Annotated in this window: 21 protein-coding genes; 14 read left to right on the plus strand and 7 right to left on the minus strand. The window is 42.6% G+C overall.

Features of this window, described 5'->3' with window-relative positions; translation table 11 throughout:
• On the plus strand, positions 1-384 hold the full coding sequence (locus H562_RS0107075) for a DoxX family protein (RefSeq protein ID WP_034690910.1): 384 nt from the start codon (positions 1-3) through the stop codon (positions 382-384).
• Between the two features lie 41 nt (positions 385-425).
• Here the strand turns inward: H562_RS0107075 and H562_RS0107080 are convergent, their stop codons facing one another.
• Entirely contained in the window at positions 426-1,307 is an 882-nt protein-coding gene (locus H562_RS0107080) for a cupin-like domain-containing protein (RefSeq protein WP_027376861.1), read from the minus strand.
• A gap of 151 nt (positions 1,308-1,458) precedes the next feature.
• On the opposite strand from H562_RS0107080, the gene H562_RS0107085 reads away from it, so the two are divergent.
• Positions 1,459-4,191: a TonB-dependent receptor gene (locus H562_RS0107085; protein WP_027376862.1), complete on the plus strand. Its 2,733-nt coding sequence runs from the start codon at positions 1,459-1,461 to the stop codon at positions 4,189-4,191.
• Positions 4,192-4,197: 6 nt separating this feature from the next.
• Positions 4,198-5,073: a GLPGLI family protein gene (locus H562_RS0107090; protein WP_233701981.1), complete on the plus strand. Its 876-nt coding sequence runs from the start codon at positions 4,198-4,200 to the stop codon at positions 5,071-5,073.
• 3 nt (positions 5,074-5,076) lie between these two features.
• Here the strand turns inward: H562_RS0107090 and H562_RS0107095 are convergent, their stop codons facing one another.
• Positions 5,077-5,577, minus strand: coding sequence for a DinB family protein (locus tag H562_RS0107095; protein ID WP_027376864.1), 501 nt, complete (start codon positions 5,575-5,577; stop codon positions 5,077-5,079).
• Positions 5,578-5,707: 130 nt separating this feature from the next.
• Between H562_RS0107095 and H562_RS0107100 the strand changes: the two genes are divergently transcribed.
• From H562_RS0107100 to H562_RS0107130, 7 genes are all read left to right on the plus strand, one after another.
• Positions 5,708-6,601: a GLPGLI family protein gene (locus tag H562_RS0107100; RefSeq protein ID WP_027376865.1), complete on the plus strand. Its 894-nt coding sequence runs from the start codon at positions 5,708-5,710 to the stop codon at positions 6,599-6,601.
• A gap of 161 nt (positions 6,602-6,762) precedes the next feature.
• On the plus strand, positions 6,763-7,017 hold the full coding sequence (locus H562_RS0107105) for a FeoA family protein (RefSeq protein ID WP_027376866.1): 255 nt from the start codon (positions 6,763-6,765) through the stop codon (positions 7,015-7,017).
• A gap of 29 nt (positions 7,018-7,046) precedes the next feature.
• Positions 7,047-9,083, plus strand: a complete 2,037-nt coding sequence (feoB, locus tag H562_RS0107110) for a ferrous iron transport protein B (protein WP_027376867.1) — start codon at positions 7,047-7,049, stop codon at positions 9,081-9,083.
• Positions 9,083-9,235 (plus strand): hypothetical protein, encoded by a 153-nt coding sequence (locus tag H562_RS15625; protein ID WP_156831975.1) that lies wholly within the window; start codon positions 9,083-9,085, stop codon positions 9,233-9,235. The genes feoB and H562_RS15625 overlap by 1 nt, the downstream gene beginning before the upstream one ends.
• A 55-nt stretch (positions 9,236-9,290) precedes the next feature.
• Positions 9,291-9,440 (plus strand): hypothetical protein, encoded by a 150-nt coding sequence (locus tag H562_RS15685; protein WP_169463266.1) that lies wholly within the window; start codon positions 9,291-9,293, stop codon positions 9,438-9,440.
• A gap of 108 nt (positions 9,441-9,548) precedes the next feature.
• Positions 9,549-10,931, plus strand: a complete 1,383-nt coding sequence (gene glmM / locus H562_RS0107125; RefSeq protein WP_027376868.1) for a phosphoglucosamine mutase — start codon at positions 9,549-9,551, stop codon at positions 10,929-10,931.
• A gap of 94 nt (positions 10,932-11,025) precedes the next feature.
• Positions 11,026-12,396: a tetratricopeptide repeat protein gene (locus H562_RS0107130; protein ID WP_027376869.1), complete on the plus strand. Its 1,371-nt coding sequence runs from the start codon at positions 11,026-11,028 to the stop codon at positions 12,394-12,396.
• 122 nt (positions 12,397-12,518) lie between these two features.
• Here the strand turns inward: H562_RS0107130 and H562_RS0107135 are convergent, their stop codons facing one another.
• A complete protein-coding gene (locus H562_RS0107135; protein WP_027376870.1) occupies positions 12,519-15,038 on the minus strand; it encodes an ATP-dependent Clp protease ATP-binding subunit in 2,520 nt (839 codons plus the stop codon).
• A gap of 161 nt (positions 15,039-15,199) precedes the next feature.
• Here H562_RS0107135 and H562_RS0107140 point away from each other — a divergent pair, with 161 nt between their 5' ends.
• Genes H562_RS0107140 through H562_RS0107155 form a run of 4 tightly spaced genes read left to right on the plus strand, consistent with a single transcriptional unit; the run spans position 15,200 to position 17,960 of the window.
• The gene (locus tag H562_RS0107140; RefSeq protein WP_027376871.1) at positions 15,200-15,427 is read left to right on the plus strand and encodes a hypothetical protein; all 228 of its coding nucleotides are present in this window, start codon (positions 15,200-15,202) and stop codon (positions 15,425-15,427) included.
• 9 nt (positions 15,428-15,436) lie between these two features.
• The gene (locus tag H562_RS0107145) at positions 15,437-16,534 is read left to right on the plus strand and encodes a glycosyltransferase family 4 protein (protein ID WP_027376872.1); all 1,098 of its coding nucleotides are present in this window, start codon (positions 15,437-15,439) and stop codon (positions 16,532-16,534) included.
• A 38-nt stretch (positions 16,535-16,572) separates the two neighbouring features.
• On the plus strand, positions 16,573-16,992 hold the full coding sequence (locus tag H562_RS0107150) for a SufE family protein (protein WP_027376873.1): 420 nt from the start codon (positions 16,573-16,575) through the stop codon (positions 16,990-16,992).
• Positions 16,989-17,960, plus strand: coding sequence for a glycosyltransferase family 9 protein (locus tag H562_RS0107155; protein WP_027376874.1), 972 nt, complete (start codon positions 16,989-16,991; stop codon positions 17,958-17,960). Before H562_RS0107150 ends, H562_RS0107155 begins: the two co-directional genes overlap by 4 nt.
• 13 nt (positions 17,961-17,973) lie before the next feature.
• Here H562_RS0107155 and H562_RS0107160 read toward each other — a convergent pair whose 3' ends face one another.
• From H562_RS0107160 to H562_RS0107175, 4 genes are all read right to left on the minus strand, one after another.
• A complete protein-coding gene (locus H562_RS0107160) occupies positions 17,974-19,056 on the minus strand; it encodes a mannose-1-phosphate guanylyltransferase (protein WP_027376875.1) in 1,083 nt (360 codons plus the stop codon).
• A gap of 2 nt (positions 19,057-19,058) precedes the next feature.
• A complete protein-coding gene (locus tag H562_RS0107165; protein ID WP_027376876.1) occupies positions 19,059-19,649 on the minus strand; it encodes a SprT-like domain-containing protein in 591 nt (196 codons plus the stop codon).
• A gap of 56 nt (positions 19,650-19,705) precedes the next feature.
• Entirely contained in the window at positions 19,706-21,046 is a 1,341-nt protein-coding gene (locus tag H562_RS0107170; RefSeq protein WP_027376877.1) for a TolC family protein, read from the minus strand.
• A gap of 68 nt (positions 21,047-21,114) precedes the next feature.
• Positions 21,115-22,905, minus strand: coding sequence for a MutS-related protein (locus H562_RS0107175; RefSeq protein ID WP_027376878.1), 1,791 nt, complete (start codon positions 22,903-22,905; stop codon positions 21,115-21,117).
• Between the last annotated feature and the right edge of the window lie 2 nt (positions 22,906-22,907).

Here is a 22,907-nt window from a genome sequence, read left to right on the forward strand (position 1 = left end):
ATGAAAAATTTAATCAGAATTGCACTTGGTCTTTTTATGCTTTTTGCGGGTGCCGGTCATCTTACTTTTGCGCGCGGAACTTTTCAGGCGCAGGTTCCGGACTGGATCCCTTTGTCCAAAGATCTCACCGTTGTGCTTTCGGGCGCAGCAGAAATTTTGCTTGGCCTTGCCATGATATTTTTAGTAAAATATAAGGAATGGGTCGGATGGTGTCTCGCTTTGTTTTATGTAATGGTGTTTCCGGGAAATATTGCACAATACCTGGAACACCGCGATGGTTTCGGACTGGATACTGATACCAAAAGATTTATAAGACTTCTGTTCCAGCCGGTTCTGATTTTTCTCGCACTTTACTCAACGGAGGCTTATCGCAAACACAAGTAAATTAGAAAAGCGCTTTAGAAAATTTTTCCATAGCGCTTTTGTTATTTCGGTAAACCTTTTGCCAGTGCGTAATTGGCGCGTTTTATAGCTAATTTTTCTTTCCAGTCCATGTATCTGTTTTTGAAACGGCCTTTCATAAAGTTATCGATGTTCCGCTGTATGGTAAGATTCCAGAGCGAGCGGGCTTTTACCGCCCACGATTTATCCCACGCACGCTGCGAAATCGAGAAACTGCCGTCGAGATAGCGCATATAATGCCACCAACCTGTCGGCATAAATAAGGTGTCGCCGTGTTCCAGGAAACACTCAATGCCTTCTACGCCTTCCAGCGCCGGGAATTTTTCGAAATCGGGATTTGAAATATCATAATCTTCCAAAGCATACGTGGCGTATGGAATCTGGTAAAGCCGGTCCTTCCATTTATTGTCGAAAAGTAAAATATGTTTTCTGCCGTTGAAATGGGTGTGGAAAATATGCGCCATATCGATATCGTAATGCAGAAAGGTCTCGGAGCCTTTGCCACCGAAAAACATATTCGGGAATTTATCCAGAAAACCGCCCATCAGATCTTTTGGTGAGATATAGTCTTTCAGCAGTTTCGGTGCAGATTTTATAGGATCAAAAAGAAAGATGCGCAGATCGGTCGGCTCCCTTTGTATGAGGTCGATGTAATCTGTAAACTTCATCTTTGAGGCTGAAGAATTGATCGGTGCGGCGGGATCGGCTTTTGAAGAATCATAAAGCGGAACTTCTACATCGCCTACCACTTCCTTCATATAGTCCATGGTCCATTTCTGGTAGGCCGGCCACTTTTTTGCCATATTTTTCAGAACAACAGGTTTCCGCGGAATCAGATATTTCTCCCGGAATTCTTCTTTGGTGATGTCTTCCACCACATCGATCGGCGTTAAATGAAGTCCCATATTCGTAAATCTTAGTCACAAAAATAACAAAAAAGAATTCTGCGTGCGAAAAAGGGAAGTACATTTCTGCGTCATCATAAAAACGTGAGCTGCACAAAGCGCTCAGAATGTAACAAAGAAGCTGAATTTTATACTAATTTCTAAAACATTTATGAAAAAACAGTTACTTTTTTTCTTCGCCTTTTTTTGTGTGATGATGTCGTACGCTCAGTCCGTGATCAGCGGCAGGATTACCGATTCCGATGGGCATCCTGTGGCAAGCGCCAGTGTGACCATTGAGGAACAGGGCAAAGATGCGATCATGGCTTTCTCCATCTCGAACTCGAAAGGGGAATTTAAAGTGACCTTTACTTCGCCGGAAGCCAATGTGGATTTAAAAATCAAAGCCTTTAATCAAAAGCCACTGACGCGCACGGTTAAAAATCAGACTCAAACCTTAAACTTTAGTTTAGAACCGGATGCTACGGAAATTAAAGAAGTAAAGCTGAAAACAAAACTTATTACCAAAAAAGGCGACACCATTTCCTATGATCTGAAAGCTTTTGAAAGTAAAGCCGACCGGACGTTGGCCGATGTGTTGAAGAAAATTCCCGGCATCGATGTAAATCCCGACGGAACCGTTCTCTACCAGGGTGAACCGATCAATAAATTTTATGTGAACGGGAAAGATCTGATGGAAGGCGGCTACGGAACCATCAATAATTCTTTGCCTAAAGATGCCGTGCAGAAAGTGGAAGTGATGGAAAATCACCAGCCTGTAAAAATTCTGCAGGATAAAGTTCCCTCGGAAAATGCCGCACTGAATGTAAAACTTAAAAAAGGAATCACCACCACTGGCCGGGGAGAAATTGGTTTAGGTCTGGATCCGCTTCTGTGGAATGTGAAAGTTACGCCGATGTTTTTCAGCCCCAAGACGCAGTGGGTAGTCAATTACAAAGCCAATAACAACGGCGAAAGTGTGGAGAAGGAAGGCAACCTGCTGAGTTTTGGTTCCCGCTGGGAAGGCCGCCGCGCCCAAGCCGCACCAAACCGCTGGCTGAGTGTTGATAATGCGGCGACACCGGATCTGCCCGAGAAAAGATACCTGATGAACAACGTTCACTTTTTTTCTGCGAATGTTTTGGTGAATCCGTTTAAAAATAAAGAGTGGGAATTAAAAGCGAGTTCCAGTTATACCAACAATGCGATCTCGCGGGAATCTACGCGCGAAACTACGTACGAACTCGATACTGATTTCTTCACCGCCGGAAAAGTCACCACCACAGAATCCAATAAATTTTACAGCAATGCGGCAAAAGGGGAGATCATATTTACTAAGAATGCAAAAAAAGGTTTCTTTAAAAATACCACGACCTGGAACGGTTTCTGGAATGATGACCGTGGAAACTCGGCTACACAATACAATTTAGCGGTGCCGGATCCAAATCTTAAAAATATTCTGCTTGATGAAAGTCTGACTTCGCCAACCGGGATTTTTCAGAATTCCCTGAGTACAATTATTCCATGGAAGGAAAAACTGGTAAATGTGATGAGTTATTTTTCGTACCAGAAAGACCGGCAAACCCTTTCGGCAACCAACCAGAACTTTTTCGATCTCGATGCTCAAATTGATTCGCTTTCGCAGACCACAAAACATTTCGACCGGCTCGATCAGCAGATCTCTTTAAAGACATTAACAGCAAACCATTCCGCGCTGGTTGGCTTTTCCTATAAGAAATGGACAATGACGCCGGAAATTGGTTTAAATCTAACGCTGAACGATATGAATTCGCAGCTGTATGGTGACCGCGTTTTACTGAACCAGTCGTTTCAAAACCACCTGGAATGGAATGAGCTGAATCCGTACACTCAGGTTGGTTTCAATTATAAAGGTTCCGCGCTGAATCTGAACTTTACCTTACCGCTGAACTTCTACAGCATCGATTACAAGGATCTGATCCGACAGAAAGACTCCGAGATCGCCAAAACTGTATTTGAACCCAATCTTTGGGGAAGTTTCGATTTTGCCTCGTTTTGGAAACTCTGGACTTTTGCTTCCTTAAATTATAATTTCGGCGATTTCGGTTCGGTGTACGATGGCAGAATTCTTACCAATCCGAAATCACTGAACTATCGCGACAGTGGGCTTTTGCCGGAAAACAGGACTCTTAATTCCGCTTCGCGCCTTGAGTACAGAAATCCGCTGAATAATTTATTTTTTAATATTCGGTATTCCTACAACAGCATCAATAAAAACCTGATTTCCAGGTCGCAATTGTTTGCTTCGGGCGCTTCCAGTACAAGTCTGGAATATGTGGATAACACGAATTTTTCCCAGAGCGAAGGTGCAGAAATCGGAAAGTATTTCCCGAAATTTAAAACCAATGCGTCGGCGACTTTTACCAACCGCGATTCGAATTCCTTCAGCATTTTGGTGGATCAGAACCTGGTGGATAATCTGATCGAAACCAAAACCAATACCCAGAGCTTTGCCTTTAAATTCAACAATACTTACTTTTCGTGGATGAGCCTGGATTATAATATCTCTTTGAACTGGTACAAGAACCGCGACGATTACCGAAATAACGTAAATAAAAACAGCGGCTGGAACCATAATCTGAATGTCTTCTTTTACCCGCTCGAAAATCATACGCTGGGTTTTGTGTGGGATGATATTTCGACTTCCCAGGGGAATACGACACTTCGAAACTCTTTCTATGACCTTTCTTACCAATACACATGGTCAAAAAAGAAAATTGATTTCGAAGTAAAATGGCTGAATATCGCCAACAGGAAAACATACGAAACCATCAGTTATAACACCACTTATTTTTCAACGGTTCGCAATAATATCGAGATCCGCCCTAGTCAGGTGATGTTTACTGTCAAATTTAATTTCAAATAATTTTTAATGATGAAAATATTAGTTGCCTTCTCTTTATTTTTTGGCTTAATGGTTTTCGCTCAACAGAACAGGGTGATCTATGAATATACCTACCGCCCAGATTCTACCAAAACCGACAGCCTGAAAAAAGAATGGATGTATCTGGACATCAATAAAAATGGTTCTAAATATTACAGCAAAAGCACTTTTGAGAGCGATTCCATCGTAGCGGAAAGCGTGAAAAAACAAATGGAAGCCGGGATGCAGCGTATTTCTGTTTCGCGACAGTCCAGCGGTGGCGAAATTAAATATGAGATCACAAAAACGTATCCGGCATTCAAAACCACACTGATTACTAATATTGGCAACGACACTTATGAAGTGCCGGAGGACCGCCCGATCAGCTGGCAGATCTTACCGGCGAAAAAGAAGTTGGGCGAGTTCGCTGTTCAGGAAGCACGTACCCATTTTGCCGGCCGCAACTGGACCGCCTGGTTCACCACCGATATCGCAATCCAGGACGGACCTTACAAATTTTCAGGCTTACCGGGCTTGATCGTAGAAATTTCCGATGAAAGCGGCAGCCATAAGATGGAACTCAAAGGCATTAAAAAGATTCCCGAAAGCACTGTTCCGGAACTGAACACAAAAGGCAGGGATATTCCGCTTTTAAAGAAAAAACCGCTCGAAATCAGCCGCCAGCAGTATGTGAAACAGCTCAGGCAATATGCGAACGATCCGGTGCAAAGTATGCGCGAAATCCTGGCAAAACCGAATTCACAGGTTAAAATTAACGTGAACGGCAGAGAAATTTCTGATCCCAAAGATATCCTGCGCGAACTCGAAAAGAATGCCCGCGAAAAAATGCAGAAAAATAACAATCCGCTCGAACTGATTCCTTAAGTATCAATAATCGTTTTGCTGATCGGCGCTCGGACCGTAACTTCCCGGTAGCGGAATATCATTTAACCGGTAATAAACTCCCAGCTGCGCGCGGTGGTGTATGATCTGACTGAGTGCGTGGCGAATTGCCTCATATTTGCTGAGATCCAAAATCACTTTGCCGCTAACACTCATCGACCATCTGCCTTCCAGCTCATCTTCCTGCATGTTGTCGAGTGTCTGGCTGCTTTTGCGATAAGATTCCTCCAGCTTCTGAAGCAGTTCCGAACCTGATGTTAAAAGCAAAGGCTGATATTCGCCCGGTTCGAAATTCTGATTTTCATTTTTCATTATAAATTCCGGCCAGCCAAAAATCTCGACAATATGTGTGGCGAGCGGCATAAGTTTCATACTTTTCGGGTGTGGCGAATAGTCGTTTTTATCCGTAGGAAAACTTACGAGGAACTTTTTGGTGGTTTCGTATTCGTCCCGAAACTCTTTTTTTAAAAGCGGTATAATTTCCATTATTTTTTGTTTTAATAAAGATATAAATGTTCCACTGCTTACGGAAATAAAAGTTATTTTTTTCTAAAACCAAACCCCAGATCTGTAACAAATAAGTAGTTTTGTTTACCAATGATTAAACCTCAAGAAAATGAAAAAATTATTTACACTGTTTTTAGTAACCGCATTTTTCGCAATAAATGCACAGGAGACAGCCAACCGCTTCTTTTATGAACTCACTTTTAAACCAAAACAGGATTCCGCACGTTTGGATAAAGTGATGACGATCCTCGACATCACCAAAGACAAATCGATTTACCGTGATTATACTATGGTTGCCCAGGATTCTACCCTGAAGATCCAGTTTGAGCAGATGCAGAAATCAGGCGTTTTCAAGGATTTCTCGAAAATGGTAACCATGCCCAAATTTGGGGAAAAGATTTACAAGTTTTATCCGGATATGAAAGTGCAGTATGTGGAGCGAATCTCCAGCGGCTTTACTCCGCTGAATATCGGTTACAATGATGACAGCAAATTCAACTGGAAGATCTTAAACCAAAAAGAAAAAATCGGCAGCTATAATACCCAGAAAGCAACCACAGATTTTGGCGGCAGAAAATGGACAGCCTGGTTTACCAGCGATATTCCACTGCAGGACGGCCCTTATAAATTCCACGGTTTGCCGGGCCTTATCGTGAAAATTGAAGATGAAGGTAAAAATTATTCCTGGGAACTGAAGGGCAATAAAAAAGTGCCGAACTACAGCGAAGCTACCTTTCTGGAATCAATATCACCCGGTGGCGATGGCGGCAAAGTACAGGAAGTCAGCCGTGAGAAATTTGAGAAAACTTATGCTGAATACAAGAAAGACCCTTTCGCTTCGATGCGGCCGCTGCTGAAACCGGAAATGCTTTCCCAAAAAATGCCCGGCAGTGAAACTACAGTGGGCGATATGCTGAAACAGCAGGAAAAAATGGTGAAAGATTTTTTCGGCGCGAATAGCAATCCGATTGAAATTTACACGCCCGCTCCGAAAAAAAAGTAAGTCATCACAAAAAAAAAGGACAAACCGGGAACTACAATTTCCGGTTTTTCTATGGTCTTTTTTTAGTTTCCGGGGACTTCATCACTAAATAGCTGCACTTTTCCCGAAACCTTATTTAGATTTGATTTAAATAACATATCTTTGCACATCAAAATTTAGCTTTGAAAAGACCAGATTCTCACAAATTATGCTGTTTTCCGAAAGATGTTTCGGGCAAGATCGTTGGTTATGAAAATGATGACCTGCAGATGCCCAACAAAATCATAGAAATGGGACTTTTGCCGGAAACCGCCTTCAAAATACTTTATCAGGCACCATTTCGCGGACCGCTCTACATAGAGTTCGGCGACGAAAAAAGCCGTATCGCACTTCGCGAGGAAGAAGCACGTTTCATTATTGTGGAAAAGGCCGTGTAAAGCGAACCATTTTTAAGTGGAATTAAGAAATGCAGGAAACTTCTCAAAATAAACAGGTTCTTCTTGTCGGAAATCCCAATGTAGGTAAATCAACAGTTTTCAATTTACTCTGCCACAAACAGCAGAAAACCGGAAATTACGCGGGCGTTACGGTCGCCAGCCACTCGGGGTTTTATGATTTCAATGGCGAGAGTGTAGAGATCATCGATCTCCCTGGATCATACAGCATATATCCGACCTCAGAAGACGAGGCAATCCTCTCAAAATTTTTAGTCGATGAGCAACACAAATATGCGGGTGTTGTGTACATCCTGGAAGCTCTAAGTATGAAACGGGGTTTGCTGCTTTTTCAGCAGATCCAGGATCTCGGCATTCCAATCTTGCTGGTGGTCAACCAGATCGATCAGGCGCAGCGCCGGGGAATCAACATTAACATTAACCAGCTTTCAAAAGAACTTGGGGTCACGGTTTTGCAGAGTAATGCGAAACAGAATCAGGGGATTGAAGAACTGCGGCAGGAAATTGCAAAGAACAGTTTTACCAGATCACTGAAGATTTCTTTTGAAATCCCTTTGGAACAAAAAGGACTTGTGTTCAAGATCCTGGCAGGTACTAAAGAGGAAAACCAATATAAAGTATGGACTTTGCTGTCATCGGAAACCTATATTGGCAAGCTGGAATCGGTAAAGGACCAAATGAATTCCGATGAGGTTAAATGCCTGATCCCGAAGCGGCTGCAGACACAGGAAACCATCAGAAGATATCAGACGATCGACCGTGTAATCGCTAAAGTTTTATCAAAGGAACCTCAGTTCAAGGAACTTTTAACAGAGAAACTTGATAAGATTCTGGTGCATAAGGTATGGGGCTATCTCATTTTCGGCCTCATCCTGCTGTTCATGTTTCAGAGTGTGTTTTTCCTGGCCGAATATCCTATGAACTGGATTTCGGATTTTTTCCTTTGGCTCTCAGCTTTTGCCAATACATATTTGCCGGCAGGACCTATCAATTCGCTTATTGCGAACGGAATTATTCCGGGACTTGGCGGGATTATGGTATTTGCACCACAGATCGGTATTCTGCTTTATTTCCTTTATCTGCTGGAAGATTCGGGATATATGTCGCGCGTCATTTTCTTAATGGACCGTTTCCTGCGGCCGTTTGGACTCAATGGCAAAAGTATCGTGCCACTTGTTTCGGGTACAGCCTGCGCGATTCCTGCCATTATGTCGACAAGGAATATAGAAAATGTAAAGGAAAGACTGATCACAATTCTCGTCACTCCGTTTATGACCTGCTCGGCCAGATTGCCGGTTTACAGTATTATAATCGGTCTCATAATTCCGGATAAATTTTTTCTTGGTATCAGCTACAAGGCACTGGCATTGATGGCGATGTATTTTCTTGGTTTTTTTACTTCGTTAATGGCGTCACTGATATTGAAAAAAGTCATTAAAAGCAAAGGCACTTCATTTCTCGTAATGGATCTTCCTTCTTATAAAATGCCGCTTTTCGGCTATGATTTCAAGGTCGTACTTGGCAAGGTGTGGGAATTTGTAACGGGAGCCGGAAAAATTATCTTTCTCTTCAGTATTGTAATTTGGTTTTTCAGTTATATCGGGCCGGCGCAGAATAAGACCGAATATGTGGCTACCGATGTGAAGCTTTCTCAGTCTTACCTGGCGAAAATGGGCAAATCGATCGAGCCTGCGATTGCACCTTTGGGTTACGACTGGAAAATGGGCGTGGGAATACTGACGAGCTTCGTGGCACGTGAGGTTTTTGTAGGAACCATGTCTACACTTTACAGCCTGGATGACGACGCACCGGAAGGCCGGATTATAGACAAAATGCGGAACGACAAAAAGCCGGATGGTGAAAAAGTTTACAGTTTTGCAACAGGTGTTTCGATTCTGTTTTTCTACGCGTTTGCCATGCAATGTGTTTCCACTTTAGCCGTTGTATATAAAGAGACCAAGTCCTGGAAATGGACGCTTGCACAGTTGTTCGGTATGTCGGGGCTTGCTTATATCGCATCATTGCTTGTTTATCAAATTTTGAAATAATGGAAGTATCACTCACATTTCAGTATATTTTAATTGGTGCTGTAGTTTTAGCAGCTTCTTATTCACTTTTCCGGATTATCAGAAGAGGATTTACATCAAAAAAGGGAAAGAAACATGCAGAATTTGGCTGCAACAATGAATGCGGAAGTTAAAGGCTCTTTTTTATTCAGAATTGTTTTCCACCGCAAATTTCGTAACTTTAAGATTATGAATTCTTTAGAATTGCAATACATCATTCTCGCTGTCATTTTGCTTTTTGCAGGCTACTATCTTTTCAGAATGGTCCGTAAGACCTTCTCCTTAAAAAAGTTTAAAAAAGGCAAAGGCGACTGCGATTCCAATTGCGGCTGTTCCTGAAAGTCGGTTACCGGTTTATTTTTTTATTGAAAGATATTCCTAATATGTTCTGGCGGACTTCTCCTTATATAATTCGTATTTTTGCATTTCAAAATATAACAAAACTTTATGGCTTTAATAAAATCCATTTCAGGAATCCGCGGTACCATTGGTGGCAAAGTTGATGAGAATCTAACGCCTTTGGATGTTGTAAAATTTACTTCCGCATTTGGAACATGGCTTCAAAACAATAAAAATAAAAAAGATATTACACTTGTTGTAGGCCGCGATGCCAGAATTTCCGGGTCCATGGTTAATTCACTGGTCTGCGCCACTTTGCAGGGACTTGGGATCCATGTGGTAGACCTGGGACTTTCTACCACACCAACTGTTGAGGTAATGGTTCCTGAACTGCACGCAGACGGTGGCATCATTCTTACAGCTTCGCACAATCCAAAACAGTGGAATGCACTGAAGCTCCTCAATGAAAAGGGGGAATTCATTACAGGAAAAGATGGCGCTGAGGTTTTGGCTCTCGCAGAAAGTGAAGATTTCGATTACGCTGAAGTCGACAGTTTAGGAAAATACGAAACGCGCGACGATGCTTTCGATATTCACATTCAGAAAATTCTGGATCTGCCACTTGTACGTGCCGAAGCCATTAAAGCAAAAAAATTCAAAGTGGTGGTTGATGCTGTGAATTCTACCGGTGGTATTGCAATTCCGCAGCTGCTGGAACATTTTGGCTGTGAGGTGATCAAACTTTACTGTGAACCCAATGGTAATTTCCCGCACAATCCCGAACCGCTGAAAGAACATCTTGGTGATATCTGCGAACTTGTAAAGAAAGAAAAGGCTGATTTAGGAATCGTGGTTGATCCCGATGTTGACCGTTTAGCACTGGTGGATGAAAATGGCGAACTTTTCGGCGAAGAATATACCCTGGTTGCAGTTGCTGATTATCTTTTGCGCCATACCAAAGGCGCTGCCGTTTCTAATTTGTCCTCCAGCCGGGCTTTGGCCGATGTTGCAGAGAAACTCGGTTGCGAATATTTTGCCAGTGCGGTCGGTGAAGTAAATGTAGTGACATTGATGAAAGAAAAAAATGCGGTGATCGGTGGCGAAGGAAATGGTGGAATCATATATCCGGAACTGCACTACGGCCGAGATTCGCTGGTTGGTGTGGCTTTATTTCTAACCCATTTGGCCAAAGAAGGAAAAACCGTTTCTGAACTGCGGGCCACATATCCGTCGTATTTTATGGGAAAGAAAAAGATTGAACTTACGACGGATATTGATGTTGATACACTTTTAACAAAGGTGCAGAATGAGTATCTAAATGAAAAGGTTTCTACGGTAGATGGTGTGAAGATTGATTTTGAAAATAACTGGGTACATCTGCGCAAGTCGAATACCGAACCTATCATCCGAATTTATACCGAAGCTTTCTCGCAGCAGGAAGCAGATAGTTTGGCTGATGAGATGATCCTAAAAATTAAAAGTTTGATTTAATCGGATTTTTAGTAATTTTAATAGTTTAATAAAATAGTGTTCCTCGAAGTTTGTAAGGTAAGTTCAAACTTTGCTGATCACGGCAGACAATATATTGGAAGAATTTTTTGACAACGAACTTGTAGCAAAGTTCGAAGAAATGATCGAAAATAATGATGAATTCTACTTCGAGACCGAAGAATATGAAGATATCATTATTTACTACCTGGAAATGGGCGACATTTCCTTTGCGGAGACGGCGACAAATTACGCGCTGAAACTCCACCCGAACTCTTTAGAAATAAAAATTAAGAAATTCGAGGTCCTTTTGGAGCTCGAAAATTATACGCAGGCCCGCGAACTGATGCAGGAACTGAAGGAAGCTTCTATGGTAAGTACTGATTTCCTGGTTTGTTGTGCCAAGTATTACTCAAATCTTGGGAATCCGCGCCGGGCGATCGAATACTGCGAAAGCGCGCTCGAACTTCACGAAGAAGAAAATTTTCTGCACAATTTTATTGCAGATGAGCATGTGAACCTGGCAGATCCTTTTAACGCTGTTAAGCATTATAAACTCGCGCTGAGTTTTGACCAGCAGGATGAATACGCGCTGGAAAATATCATGTTCTGCTACAATCAGCTGCAGAAAAGTGATGAAGCGATTGAGTTTCTGAATGGCTATCTGGATCAGTTTGCCTTTTCTGAGACCGCCTGGTATGAGTACGGTCAGTTTTATTTCAACCGAAAAAATTATGAGGAAGCAATCAGAGGTTTTGATTATCTGATCGCTATCAATCCGCAGTCTGTGGGTGTGTACGCCAACAAAGCCGCCTGTCTGGAGGCAATGGGCGAGTGGCAGAAAGCCATTGCGGTCTATGAGGAAATGCTGGAACTGGAGTATACCAAATCGTTTACGTATTACAAAATTGGTCTCTGTTATAAAGAAAACAAGCAGTGGGTTCACGCCCTGAACGCTTTTCAAAAATCGGTGCGCGATGATCCGCAGTTTTATCTGTCGATGATGGAACAGTCCTTCGTGTACGAAGAAATGGGCGGTATGAAAGAGGCGCTGCATTTCGCGCAGGAAGCGGTTTCGCTGAATGATAATAATCTGGATTACCAGAAAAGACTTGCCTTTCTTTATATAGATTCGGGCAGGTTTGAGGAAAGTTTAATCTGTCTGAAAACTTTGATCGATTACGAACCTACGCGGTTTTATAACTGGTACGCATACTCAGAAGTGCTGATGTTGCTTGGTGAATATGAGGATGCAGTAACTGTTTTAAATAAAGCTACCAAAATGCATAACCGTGCAGAGCTTTTTTACCAGCTCAGTAACTGCTATTTCCATATGAACAACCAGAAAGCCGGGCGTGCCGCTCTGGCCTCAGCGCTGGAACTCGATCCTAATCTGCTGGAAGATATGCAGCAAAAATATCCTTTCCTGAAAGACGAAGGCGATAAGGTAAAATCCAAAAAGAAATAAGTTTTAAGTAAGAAACGCTTCCGTCGGGAGGCGTTTCTTACTAATGATTTCAGACGTATTAAGATAAAACAAACAGAAAACCCTGCCAGCATTAGACAGGGTTTTCGGTTTATCCTAGGCGCTTATTTAGCGCTCTGTTTCTTTTTCAGTTTGTCACCTTCCAGGCCGTCCTTGGCTTCATTGAGTTTTAAAACTACAGTTTCACCTTCAGCAAGTTCCCTGTTTACGAGCATCTCTGCCAACAGGTCTTCAATATACTTCTGGATTGCGCGTTTAAGCGGTCTCGCACCAAAATCCTTGTCCCAGCCTTTTTCTGCGATGAAATCTTTGGCATCATCTGTAAGCTGAACGTTGTAGTTGAGTTTCTGCAGACGGGTATAAAGTTTGCCAAGTTCCAGGTCGATAATTTTGGTGATGTCATCTTTGCTTAGGTTATTGAAGATGACAATGTCATCAATCCTGTTGAGGAACTCCGGTGCAAAAGCTTTTTTCAACGCATTCTCAATTGTACTTCTTGCTCGGGAATCGCTTCCTGTTTTTTTCGCGGTGGTTCCGAATCCAACTCCATCACCAAAATCCTTGATGTCGCGGGTTCCGATATTGGAGGTCAGAATGATGATCGTGTTTCGGAAATCAATCTTTCGACCCAGAGAATCCGTTACAAAACCTTCGTCGAGGATCTGCAGCAATATGTTGAATACATCCGGGTGCGCTTTTTCAATCTCATCCAGAAGGATTACTGCATAAGGTTTTCTCCGTACAGCTTCAGTCAGTTGACCACCTTCTTCATAACCAACATATCCCGGAGGCGCTCCGACAAGACGGGAAATGGCGAATTTCTCCATGTATTCGCTCATGTCGATCCTGATCAAAGCTTCATCGGAATCGAAAAGTTCACGCGCCATCACTTTGGCGAGCTCGGTTTTCCCGACACCGGTGGTTCCAAGGAATATAAATGTACCGATCGGACGGTTCGGATCTTTCAGTCCGGCGCGGTTTCTCTGGATGGCTTTCACCACTTTTTTCACCGCATCCTCCTGTCCGATCACCTTGCCGTTCAGCTTATCATCCATGCTGGAGAGTTTGTCGAGTTCGTTCTTGCCGACTTTGGTCACGGGAATTCCGCTCATCATGGAAACTACTTCTGCCACACTTTCCTCGGTTACCACTTCTTTCTTTTCCTTCACATCCTTATCCCAGGCTTCCTGCGCGATGTTCAGTTCAATCTGAAGGCGTTCCTCTTCATCTTTAAGTTTACGAGCTTCCAGATAATCCTGCGCTTTAACAGCCTTCTGTTTCAGGTCGGTAATTTCCTCGATTTTCTTTTCGTGCTCAATGATTTCGGAAGGTACCTTCATGTTTTTGATATAAACCCGGGAACCCGCTTCATCCATCGCGTCAATGGCTTTATCCGGAAGAAAACGGTCGGTAATATATCTTGCGGTTAAGTTTACGCAAGCCAAAACAGCCTCGTCGGTGTAGGTTACATTATGGTGATCTTCGTATTTATCCTTGATCTGATTCAGTATCAGTACAGTTTCCTCAACAGTGGTAGGTTCCACCATTACTTTTTGAAACCTTCGCTCCAGAGCACCGTCTTTTTCGATATATTGTCGGTATTCATCGAGCGTAGTTGCACCAATGCATTGAATTTCACCACGTGCCAAAGCAGGTTTAAACATATTGGAGGCATCCAGGCTTCCGGTAGAACTTCCGGCCCCGACAATTGTGTGCAGCTCATCAATGAACAGAATGACATCTCTGTTTTTTTCGAGTTCCGTCATTATTGCCTTCATTCTTTCTTCGAACTGGCCACGGTATTTTGTACCTGCAACCAGACTGGCAAGATCCAAAGTAATTACACGCTTGCCATAAAGCACGCGGGAAACCTTTTTCTGCTGAATACGCAAAGCAAGTCCTTCCGCAATTGCAGATTTACCCACGCCGGGTTCACCAATTAACAGTGGATTGTTTTTCTTTCTGCGCGAAAGGATCTGCGAAACCCGTTCGATTTCTTTTTCACGCCCGATCACAGGATCCAGTTTGCCGTCCCTTGCGAGCGAAGTAAGATCGCGCCCAAAGTTATCAAGCGTAGGCGTTTTACTTTTTCCGGTACCCAGATTTCCTGTAGGTTTGCGCATCTGCCCGAAATCCTCCCGTTCTTCATCGTCGTCGTACGCGCTCATTTTAGGATTTTGTCCTGTATTTTTGAGCATGGTGCGGTATTCTTTGGTCACACTTTCGTAATCAATATCATAAGAACTTAAAATATTGGTTGTAGGATCTTCGGGTTTATATAAGATCGCAAGCAAAAGATGTACGGTATTAATTTCGGAACTTTGATACTGTCGGCACTCCAACTCCGACCTCTTAACGGCAAGATCTGCCATTTTTGTAAAGGAGATCTTCTCTGTTTCGGCGGAGAACGGGTTTAAACTCGCTACCGACATGGTTTCGATTTTTCTTTTGATCTGTGTAAGATCGGCACCAAGCGACTGCAGAATATCTTTGGCAGAATTGTCTGCCTTGATCATTCCCAGCAGGAAATGCTCTGTATTCAGAAACTCGCTGTGCAGGCGGCGTGCTTCGTTTTTACTGTTCTTGAACACCAGGTCCAAGCCATTTGAAAATTTATGATCCATATTTTTGTCTCAATCTATTTGTAAATAAAAGTACTGATTAATCAGTCTCCAATCAAAGTTACAAATACTTTACCAAAACAAAATAAGGACTTTATGGCATGAATAAATAAGTATATCTCGACTAAAAGCGGTAATTTTGTGTCCCTTAAAAATATACCTTTATGAATCCCGAAATCGCAAATTACATAGGTTACGCAGCCTCGCTTTTTATTGTTTTAAGTTTTGTTTTAAAAGACATTAAAAAGATCCGGTTTATCAATCTTCTCGGCTGTATCTGTTTTGTAGTTTTTGGATTTTTCAGTGTTCCCGACAGCTATATCTGGCCCATTATCATTCCTAATGCCATACTCTGTTTCATTCAGATCTATCATTTGGTAAAAAATAAGTAATTTTCTGCCATGAAAGTGATCGTCAGCGTTTTCAATAATTTATTTACAGACCAGCGCGTAGAAAAAGTCTGTAAAACATTAACTGAAAAAGGCGGTTACAACATAGAACTCATCGGTAACGACTGGGGTGGCTCGCCGGAAATGGACCGGCCGTATCCCTTTTGTAGACTTCATCTTCAAAGCAGAATTCTACGTTACGCTTATGTGGAATTTCAGTGGAAACTTTACCGGAAACTCCTGCAGGCCGCAGACAAAAATTCCATTCTTCTATCTAATGACCTCGACACGCTGCTGCCGAACTATATGGTATCCAGGAAACTTGATATTCCGTTGGTTTTCGACAGTCACGAAATCTTTACGGAAATGCCGTCACTGAACGGCCGCTTTACTCAAAAGATCTGGCGGTCCCTGGAATCCTTCACGGTTCCAAAACTTAAATATATGATGGCTGCCAGCGAAAGTTACGCCGACTGGTTCCAGCGCACTTACGATATTGCAAGGCCGGTAGTCGTGCAGAATTTTCCCGAATCAAGGCCAAGTCCACAGGATCACAATAATCCAAATTCTACCAAAGTAATTATGTATCAGGGTGTAATCAATCCGTTTCGCGGGTTGGATAAAATTATTCCCGCGATGGCCAATATTGAAGCGGAACTGTGGATCGCTGGGGACGGACCTAAGAAAAAAGAATATCTCGATCTGGTACAAGCCCTGAATCTGCAGGATAAAGTGCGCTTCCTGGGCAAACTCGTGCCGGATAAGCTTCGTGAAGTTACCCGACTGGCAGATGCAGGTTTAAGTATTGAAGAAAATCAGGGACTCAGTTATTTTTATTCAATGCCCAATAAGGTGTCGGATTATATCCAGGCCCGAATTCCGGTCATCGTTTCGGATTTCCCCGAAATGCGAAAAGTGGTTGATAACTTCGGAGTGGGCGAAAAGATTGGAAATTATGATGAACTGGCAGAAAAGATAAACCTCGTGCTGGCAAACGGCAAACCTTTTTACGAAGGTCCATTAAATAAAGCCGCAGCAGAATTTTGCTGGGAAATGGAGGAACCGCGCATTCTGGAACTCTTTGAAAAAGTGACTGCCGGGAATTTCTAAAATCGGTTTTCTTATCTTTGCAGCAAGAATTTAAAGAAATGACCCTCAAAGAAAAACAGCAGGAAATAGTAGAAGAATTCGCCTTTCTAGAGGATTGGGAACAGAAATACGAATATATTATCGATCTTGGAAAAGAACTGAAAGGTTTGCCCGAGGATAAAAAAACGGAAACCAATCTTATAAAAGGGTGTCAGTCCAAAGTTTGGATCGATGCCGAATTCAAAGATGGGAAGCTCTATTTTAATGCCGATTCCGATGGGATTTTGCCGAAAGGAATCATCTCGCTTCTGGTCTCTATTTACAACGGTCATACTACGCAGGAAATCCTGGACTCTGACTTCGAATTTATTTCACAGATCGGTCTGCAGGAATTTCTATCGCCTTCACGTGCCAACGGACTTATGGCAATGACCAAACAGATCAAATTCTACGCAGTAGCTTACCAACTGAAAAAGTGACGAGGATTTTAGCATACCGTTTTTCTGCTTTAGGCGATGTCGCAATGACCGTTCCGGTTTTCCGCGAGCTTCTGGAACAGAATACCGGGCTGGAGATCGTTCTGGTCTCCCGAAGTAATTTTGCAGACCTATTTGAAGGTATTCCGAATCTTTTATTCAAAGGCGTAAACATCGACGATTACAAAGGCGTTTTAGGAATCCGGAAACTTGCAAAGGAGCTGATCAAAGAATTTGATCCCCACATAATAGCCGACCTGCACGATGTGATACGTACAAAGATCCTGGACGGGATCTTCAGGAAAAGAGGCTACAAGGTTTCGGTAATAAACAAAGGCAAGGAAAGTAAGGAACATCTTACCGACATCTGGAATATCGAAAAAGAACCGCTGAAACACAATACCGAACGTTACGCGAATGTGTTTCGGTCGGCCGGATTTCCCGTAACACTTTCCCACGAATACCGAACCATTAAAACAGAGAAAGAAGGAATCGGTTTTGCGCCGTTTGCACAGCACAAAGGGAAAATGCTGCCGCTGGAAAAATCTTTTGAAGTGGCGAAGATCCTTTCGGAAAAACACAAACTTTTCCTGTTTGGAGGTGGCGAAACTGAAGTCGGAATTTTAGAGCAGTGGTCACACCAACTCCGTAATACGGTAAATGTGGCGGGTAAGTTCACTTTAAAGGAGGAACTTCAGAAAATTGCGGAGCTTGAACTGATGATTTCAATGGATTCGGCAAATATGCATCTCGCAAGCATCGTAGGTACGCGCTGTGTATCTGTGTGGGGTTCCACTCATCCGTACGCCGGCTTTTTGGGATACGGCCAAAATCCCAACGACGTAGTGCAGGTAAAAGATCTGACCTGCAGACCATGCTCGGTTTTTGGCGATGTTCCCTGTTACCGTGGCGATTGGGCGTGCCTGGAAGAACTTAGCGTTCAGCAGATTATCGCGAAAATTTCACTTTAAGTAATTTTGGTTTTTACAAAAACTTATCGCCTTTCTTTAAGGTTTTCAGATCCTGCACGTATTCTTTTATAAGCTGGTCATTATCTCTCGGGCAGATCAGCAATGCTTTCTCGGTATCAACCACGATATAGTTTTTCAGCCCATCGATGATGGCGGCTTTATTTTTATTTTTCAGGCGGATCATATTTCCTTTGGAATTATAGGTTAGTATATGCCGCGAATTCACCGCATCTTTATCCGTATTTTTGTGCGCATTTTCATATACCGAAGTCCATGTTCCCAGATCGCTCCAACCCAGATCTGCCGGGATTACGTAGACATTTGCGGCTTTTTCCAGTATTCCGTTGTCTATTGAGATTCGGGAAACTTTCGGGTAAATGCCTTCAATACAGCTTTCTTCGCCCGCACCGTTATATTCGCAACCATCAAACTGCTGCGACATATCTTCCAGATACAGATTAAAAGCACTCAGGATGGATTTTACATTCCAGATAAATATTCCGGCATTCCACAGGAAATCACCGCTTTCCAGGAAGGTCTGCGCAATTTCCAGATCCGGTTTTTCTGTAAAGGTTTTTACTTTAAAGTATTCTGCCTTGTTCTTATCCACAAACTGAATGTAGCCAAAACCAGTATCAGGACGTGTAGGCGTAATTCCCAAGGTGATTAAATAGTCATTTTTTTCCGCGATATCCAGGGCGAGTTCTACTTTGCGGTGAAAGATGTTTTCCTTTAGGATGAGATGATCTGCGGGCAGAACTATAATTGTGGCGTCAGGATTTATGTCGGCAATTTTTTTTGCCATATACAGATTGCAGACCGCGGTGTTTTTCATCATCGGTTCGCCCACGATATTTTCCGGATTCAGCTCCGGAAGTTGCTGCTCCGTAAGCGCCACATATTCTTTATTGGTAATTACATAAATATTTCCTGCGGGAATGATCTGCGAGATCCGGTCATAGGTTTGCTGAATCATCGTTCTGCCGGTTCCTAAAATATCCTGAAACTGTTTCGGGTATTTTTGCGTGCTCAGCGGCCAGAATCTGCTCCCGACACCACCTGCCATTATGACACAGTAATTATTTGATTTAGACATGTTTAGTTTATTTTTTCTACCCGGGCCAGTGGTTTGAAAATGTATTTTTTTCCGGTCCCGAGGTTCGTACAAAGATAGTTTTTTTTACGCTTTTCATCTATGACATATGTCTGTTTACGGTAGATAAAGCGGTCCTGCAAAGTCAAATCTTCAATATAACTACTCTCATCTTCGTAATTTTCGATGTGGAAATAGCGCACTAATTCCGGACTCGACATAAAATTGGCTTTTGGTGCTTTTGAAAACCTCAGGATAATCGGTTTGAGTTCATCTTCATAAGCCGGCAGGCTTTCCAGCAGCATATCGCGGAAAGTCACTTTCCATTCTGCTCCGTGTGGTGAAATTCTGTGCCCGAAATTTTCAAAAGCGAGTAAATGCGCCAGCTCATGTGTCAGCACAAAGAAAAAAAGATAAGGTTGCAGCGTTGAATTGATGGTGATCTGATGCGATCTGTCCGGCATTTTGCGGTAGTCACCCAGTTTTGAATTGCGGCCTCTTGTGATTTTAATGTGGATGGAATGAACACCAAACCACTTCTTCAGATAAAGCAAAGTGTTTTCCGGCAAATATTTTTGAAGCAGCTGAATCGACATTAGGAAATGATAACCATTAAATATATACAATTACCGATAGTGTGAATGTATGAAATTTATAGAGTTAAGGGAATTCCGGCGTAGAAATTAAGCAGCTTTAAACTAAACAGATAGTTGTATTTCGCCTGAGCTACAGAACCCTGGGCGTTTGCGTAGTTATTCCGTGCGCTGTTCAGATCATAAACTGTGGACCTGCCGGCAGCAAAACTTTTCTCGGCAAAATCCAGGGCGAGTTCGGCACTCCTGGCACTTTCCGCCGCTGCCACATAGTTTTCGTAATTGGCTTCAGCATCAAACTGTGCCTGCTGCACATTTTGCAGAACCTGCTGCTTCTGCTGGGCCAGAGCGTTTTTGGCAATATCTTCATTGATCTTCGCCTGCTCAACCTGGATCCTGGTAATTCCTTTGTTAAAGATGGGAATGTTGGCTGCGACACCAACCTGCTGCCCGAAATTATCTTTGTACTGCTTGAAAAAACCGCTTTGTCTGATTTTATTTCCATTGATGTCTGTGCCGGCATTAAACAAAGAAAAGTACGAACTTCCGACTCCGGCATTTGCTGAAACGGTAGGCCAGAAAGCGGTTTCCGTAATTTCGGTTTGTGCTTCGGCAGATTTTATCCTTGCTTCGGCGGCTTTTATCTGTGGCTGATTTTCATAAGCTTTGTCGATGATGTTCTCGGCCGAAAAAAGCGGTGCATTCACCATATTATCAAGCGGAACTTCCTGCACATCAAAATTCTTGTAATCCGGGAGTTGCAAAAGCATGGCCAAGGCAAACCGGCTGCGGTCTGTATTGATTTCTGCAGTTTTAACATTTTGTTTTTCGCGGGCGAGCGTTGCTTCGGCTTCGGCTAAAACGGTGCGCGCAGTGGTGCCGACTTCTGTGGTGATTTTCGCCCGCTGATAAAGCTTATCTGCATTCTGCAGGGTGCTTTCGGCAATTTTCCCGATTTCTTTGTTAAGAAGGATCGATAAATATTGCTGTGCGATCTGTAGCGAAATATCGTTTTTTATCCTTTCCAGATCCTGCTGCGTAGCTTCTACGTCGAATTCAGTTTTTCTGATGTTTTTTTCCAGCCGTCCGTGGTTGAATAGCAAAATGTCGGCGCCCACGCTTGCGCTGTTGCTGAAATTATCATTCCGGTTGGTGTTTCCGAAAACATCGCGCCCCTGGCCGAAAGATGCTGTGTTGTTTATACTTCCCGAAACCGAAGGCAGGAATTCCCGTTTTGCAATTTGAAGCGTATTGTTCTGAAGCTTAGTATTATACGTGTTTTGAATAACCTGTAGATTATTTTCCAGGGCATAGCTAACACATTCCTGCAATGTCCATTTTTTTTGGGAAAAGGCAAGGGCAGAAAGCAGTGTAAGGCCTAAAACAGTAAACTTCTTCATTTTTCGGTTTAGGGAATAAGACGAAAATTCCGGCGATTTGTTACAGATTGTGGGAATTGGCACTTCAATCAGGAATCAATAATGCCAAATTTCCTCATCAGGTAGATAGCGTTCATACTTTTGGTAACACCGTGCTGAAGTTTGTAATCGGTCTGAAGTTCACCGTTTATATTTTCGAGTTCGAAACAGTAGTTTTTGATTTTTGACTGAAATTTTTTTTCAATTTTTGTGAGTTCCAAATCGTGGGTGGCGATCAGGCAGGAAAAAAGCGTTTGGCTTTTCAGTAATTTTTCCAGAAATAGTTCAGATCCTGTGAGTTTGTCTTTGGAATTGGTCCCTTTTAATATTTCGTCTAAAATGATGAACTGCGGTTTCCCATTATCCAGGTTTTCTATTAAATTCCGTAGGCGGACGATCTCGGCATTGAAATAAGATGTTCCGTCGGATAAGGAATCGCTGGTACGCATCGAGGTAAATAAATGCATCGGTATAAATACAAATTTCCCTGCAGCCACGGGACAGCCGCACATGGCGAGGACCAGATTTATGCCGACCGTTCGCAGAAACGTGGATTTGCCCGTCATATTAGCGCCGGTGATGATTGAAATCTCTGTGCTTTGTGAGATCTCAAAATCATTTGAAACTACTTCGGTTTCAAATAAAAGTGGATGAATCAGGTTTTCTGCTTGCAGCTTTTCGCCTGATTCAGAAATTACCGGGAACTGGTATTCCGGATTTTTATACCGGAAGATGCCCAGTGAAACCAAAGCTTCAAATTCCGCAAAAGCTTCAAACCAGTGGGGCAGATCCTGCTCAATGTTTTTGATCTGATTTTCTATTTTAATGGCAAAGTTCAGTTTCCAGAGGAAGAAATTATTTAAAATGAGGCCAATATTGCTGTGGCCGCTCTCATAATTCCGCAGCAGGCGCGCCAGTTTTTCGATTTCTTTTCGTGAAGATCTGCTCGTGCCTGCAACCAGTTTTTTCTGCAGAATAAGATTCAGCTCTTCCCGGAATTCCTCTTTCTCAATATGGGAAAACACCGTCAGAAACTGCTCGTACTGCCCGGAATCAAAAGCTAAAGTTTGGGATATCGACTCAATATTTTTGGCGTAAACCATTAATAATAACCTGGAGAAAGCAAAAATTCCGGCGAAAATTAAAGTAAGGTATAAGGCGGGAACAGAAAAAAACGCCAGGGAAATTAAAACTGCAACCGTTAAAAGCGGGATCACGACTACCGCAGTTTTCGCTACAAATGCATTTTCAAAAACCGCGTCCTTCGGCGTCGGATGTTTGATTTTTCCGCTGATATTCATTGACTTAGCTATGGTCAGGAAATTCAGTAGCCAGTCAGTTTTATGCGAGAGTTCAGTGATGGATGTTTGCCTGCTGAGAATCTGGGCTTTGTCAACACTCGGATGCAGCAGAAAATATTTCAGTTTATTTCTGCCTAAAACTGTTTGACTATAATTAATGTAGCTGAAAAGGGAGTTTTTACCCAGAATATCCAGGTCTTTTGCAAAAGGATGCTGATCGGTTTCCTCCTCAAAATCTAAACCTGTTTCGAATTCTGTTTTATTGATGATTTCCTGGCCGATATGAAGATAATTTTTATAAAACTCCAGATCTTGCTTTACATGTAAAAGGAAGTAGCCCAGAACGAGAAATAATGCGACGCCCACCATCCCAAAATACAGGTGAATTCTCAAGCCGCTTTCAAAAATGAAAAATTGCAGCAAGAAATAAACAAGTGCAAGAAACAAAGCCACACGGAGCCATCCCAAAACCGACAGTTTTTTCTGTAACTTCTGTATAATTTTCTTTTTTTCTGAAAGCAGTAAATGTATTTCTTCCATTC

This window comes from Kaistella palustris DSM 21579, from assembly GCF_000422265.1.
GTDB lineage: Bacteria > Bacteroidota > Bacteroidia > Flavobacteriales > Weeksellaceae > Kaistella > Kaistella palustris.

What these genes read in the sequence shown, in the direction of transcription:
- H562_RS0107165 (WP_027376876.1), bottom strand. Translation starts at nt 19,649, where the DNA reads ATGTCGATTCAGCTGCTTCAAAAATATTTGCCGGAAAACACTTTGCTT.
- feoB (WP_027376867.1), top strand. Translation starts at nt 7,047, where the DNA reads ATGCAGGAAACTTCTCAAAATAAACAGGTTCTTCTTGTCGGAAATCCC.
- H562_RS0107100 (WP_027376865.1), top strand. Translation starts at nt 5,708, where the DNA reads ATGAAAAAATTATTTACACTGTTTTTAGTAACCGCATTTTTCGCAATA.
- H562_RS0107095 (WP_027376864.1), bottom strand. Translation starts at nt 5,577, where the DNA reads ATGGAAATTATACCGCTTTTAAAAAAAGAGTTTCGGGACGAATACGAA.
- H562_RS0107150 (WP_027376873.1), top strand. Translation starts at nt 16,573, where the DNA reads ATGACCCTCAAAGAAAAACAGCAGGAAATAGTAGAAGAATTCGCCTTT.
- H562_RS0107080 (WP_027376861.1), bottom strand. Translation starts at nt 1,307, where the DNA reads ATGGGACTTCATTTAACGCCGATCGATGTGGTGGAAGACATCACCAAA.
- H562_RS0107140 (WP_027376871.1), top strand. Translation starts at nt 15,200, where the DNA reads ATGAATCCCGAAATCGCAAATTACATAGGTTACGCAGCCTCGCTTTTT.
- H562_RS0107145 (WP_027376872.1), top strand. Translation starts at nt 15,437, where the DNA reads ATGAAAGTGATCGTCAGCGTTTTCAATAATTTATTTACAGACCAGCGC.
- H562_RS0107085 (WP_027376862.1), top strand. Translation starts at nt 1,459, where the DNA reads ATGAAAAAACAGTTACTTTTTTTCTTCGCCTTTTTTTGTGTGATGATG.
- H562_RS0107170 (WP_027376877.1), bottom strand. Translation starts at nt 21,046, where the DNA reads ATGAAGAAGTTTACTGTTTTAGGCCTTACACTGCTTTCTGCCCTTGCC.
- H562_RS0107160 (WP_027376875.1), bottom strand. Translation starts at nt 19,056, where the DNA reads ATGTCTAAATCAAATAATTACTGTGTCATAATGGCAGGTGGTGTCGGG.
- H562_RS0107135 (WP_027376870.1), bottom strand. Translation starts at nt 15,038, where the DNA reads ATGGATCATAAATTTTCAAATGGCTTGGACCTGGTGTTCAAGAACAGT.
- glmM (WP_027376868.1), top strand. Translation starts at nt 9,549, where the DNA reads ATGGCTTTAATAAAATCCATTTCAGGAATCCGCGGTACCATTGGTGGC.
- H562_RS0107175 (WP_027376878.1), bottom strand. Translation starts at nt 22,905, where the DNA reads ATGGAAGAAATACATTTACTGCTTTCAGAAAAAAAGAAAATTATACAG.
- H562_RS15625 (WP_156831975.1), top strand. Translation starts at nt 9,083, where the DNA reads ATGGAAGTATCACTCACATTTCAGTATATTTTAATTGGTGCTGTAGTT.
- H562_RS15685 (WP_169463266.1), top strand. Translation starts at nt 9,291, where the DNA reads ATGAATTCTTTAGAATTGCAATACATCATTCTCGCTGTCATTTTGCTT.
- H562_RS0107075 (WP_034690910.1), top strand. Translation starts at nt 1, where the DNA reads ATGAAAAATTTAATCAGAATTGCACTTGGTCTTTTTATGCTTTTTGCG.
- H562_RS0107090 (WP_233701981.1), top strand. Translation starts at nt 4,198, where the DNA reads ATGATGAAAATATTAGTTGCCTTCTCTTTATTTTTTGGCTTAATGGTT.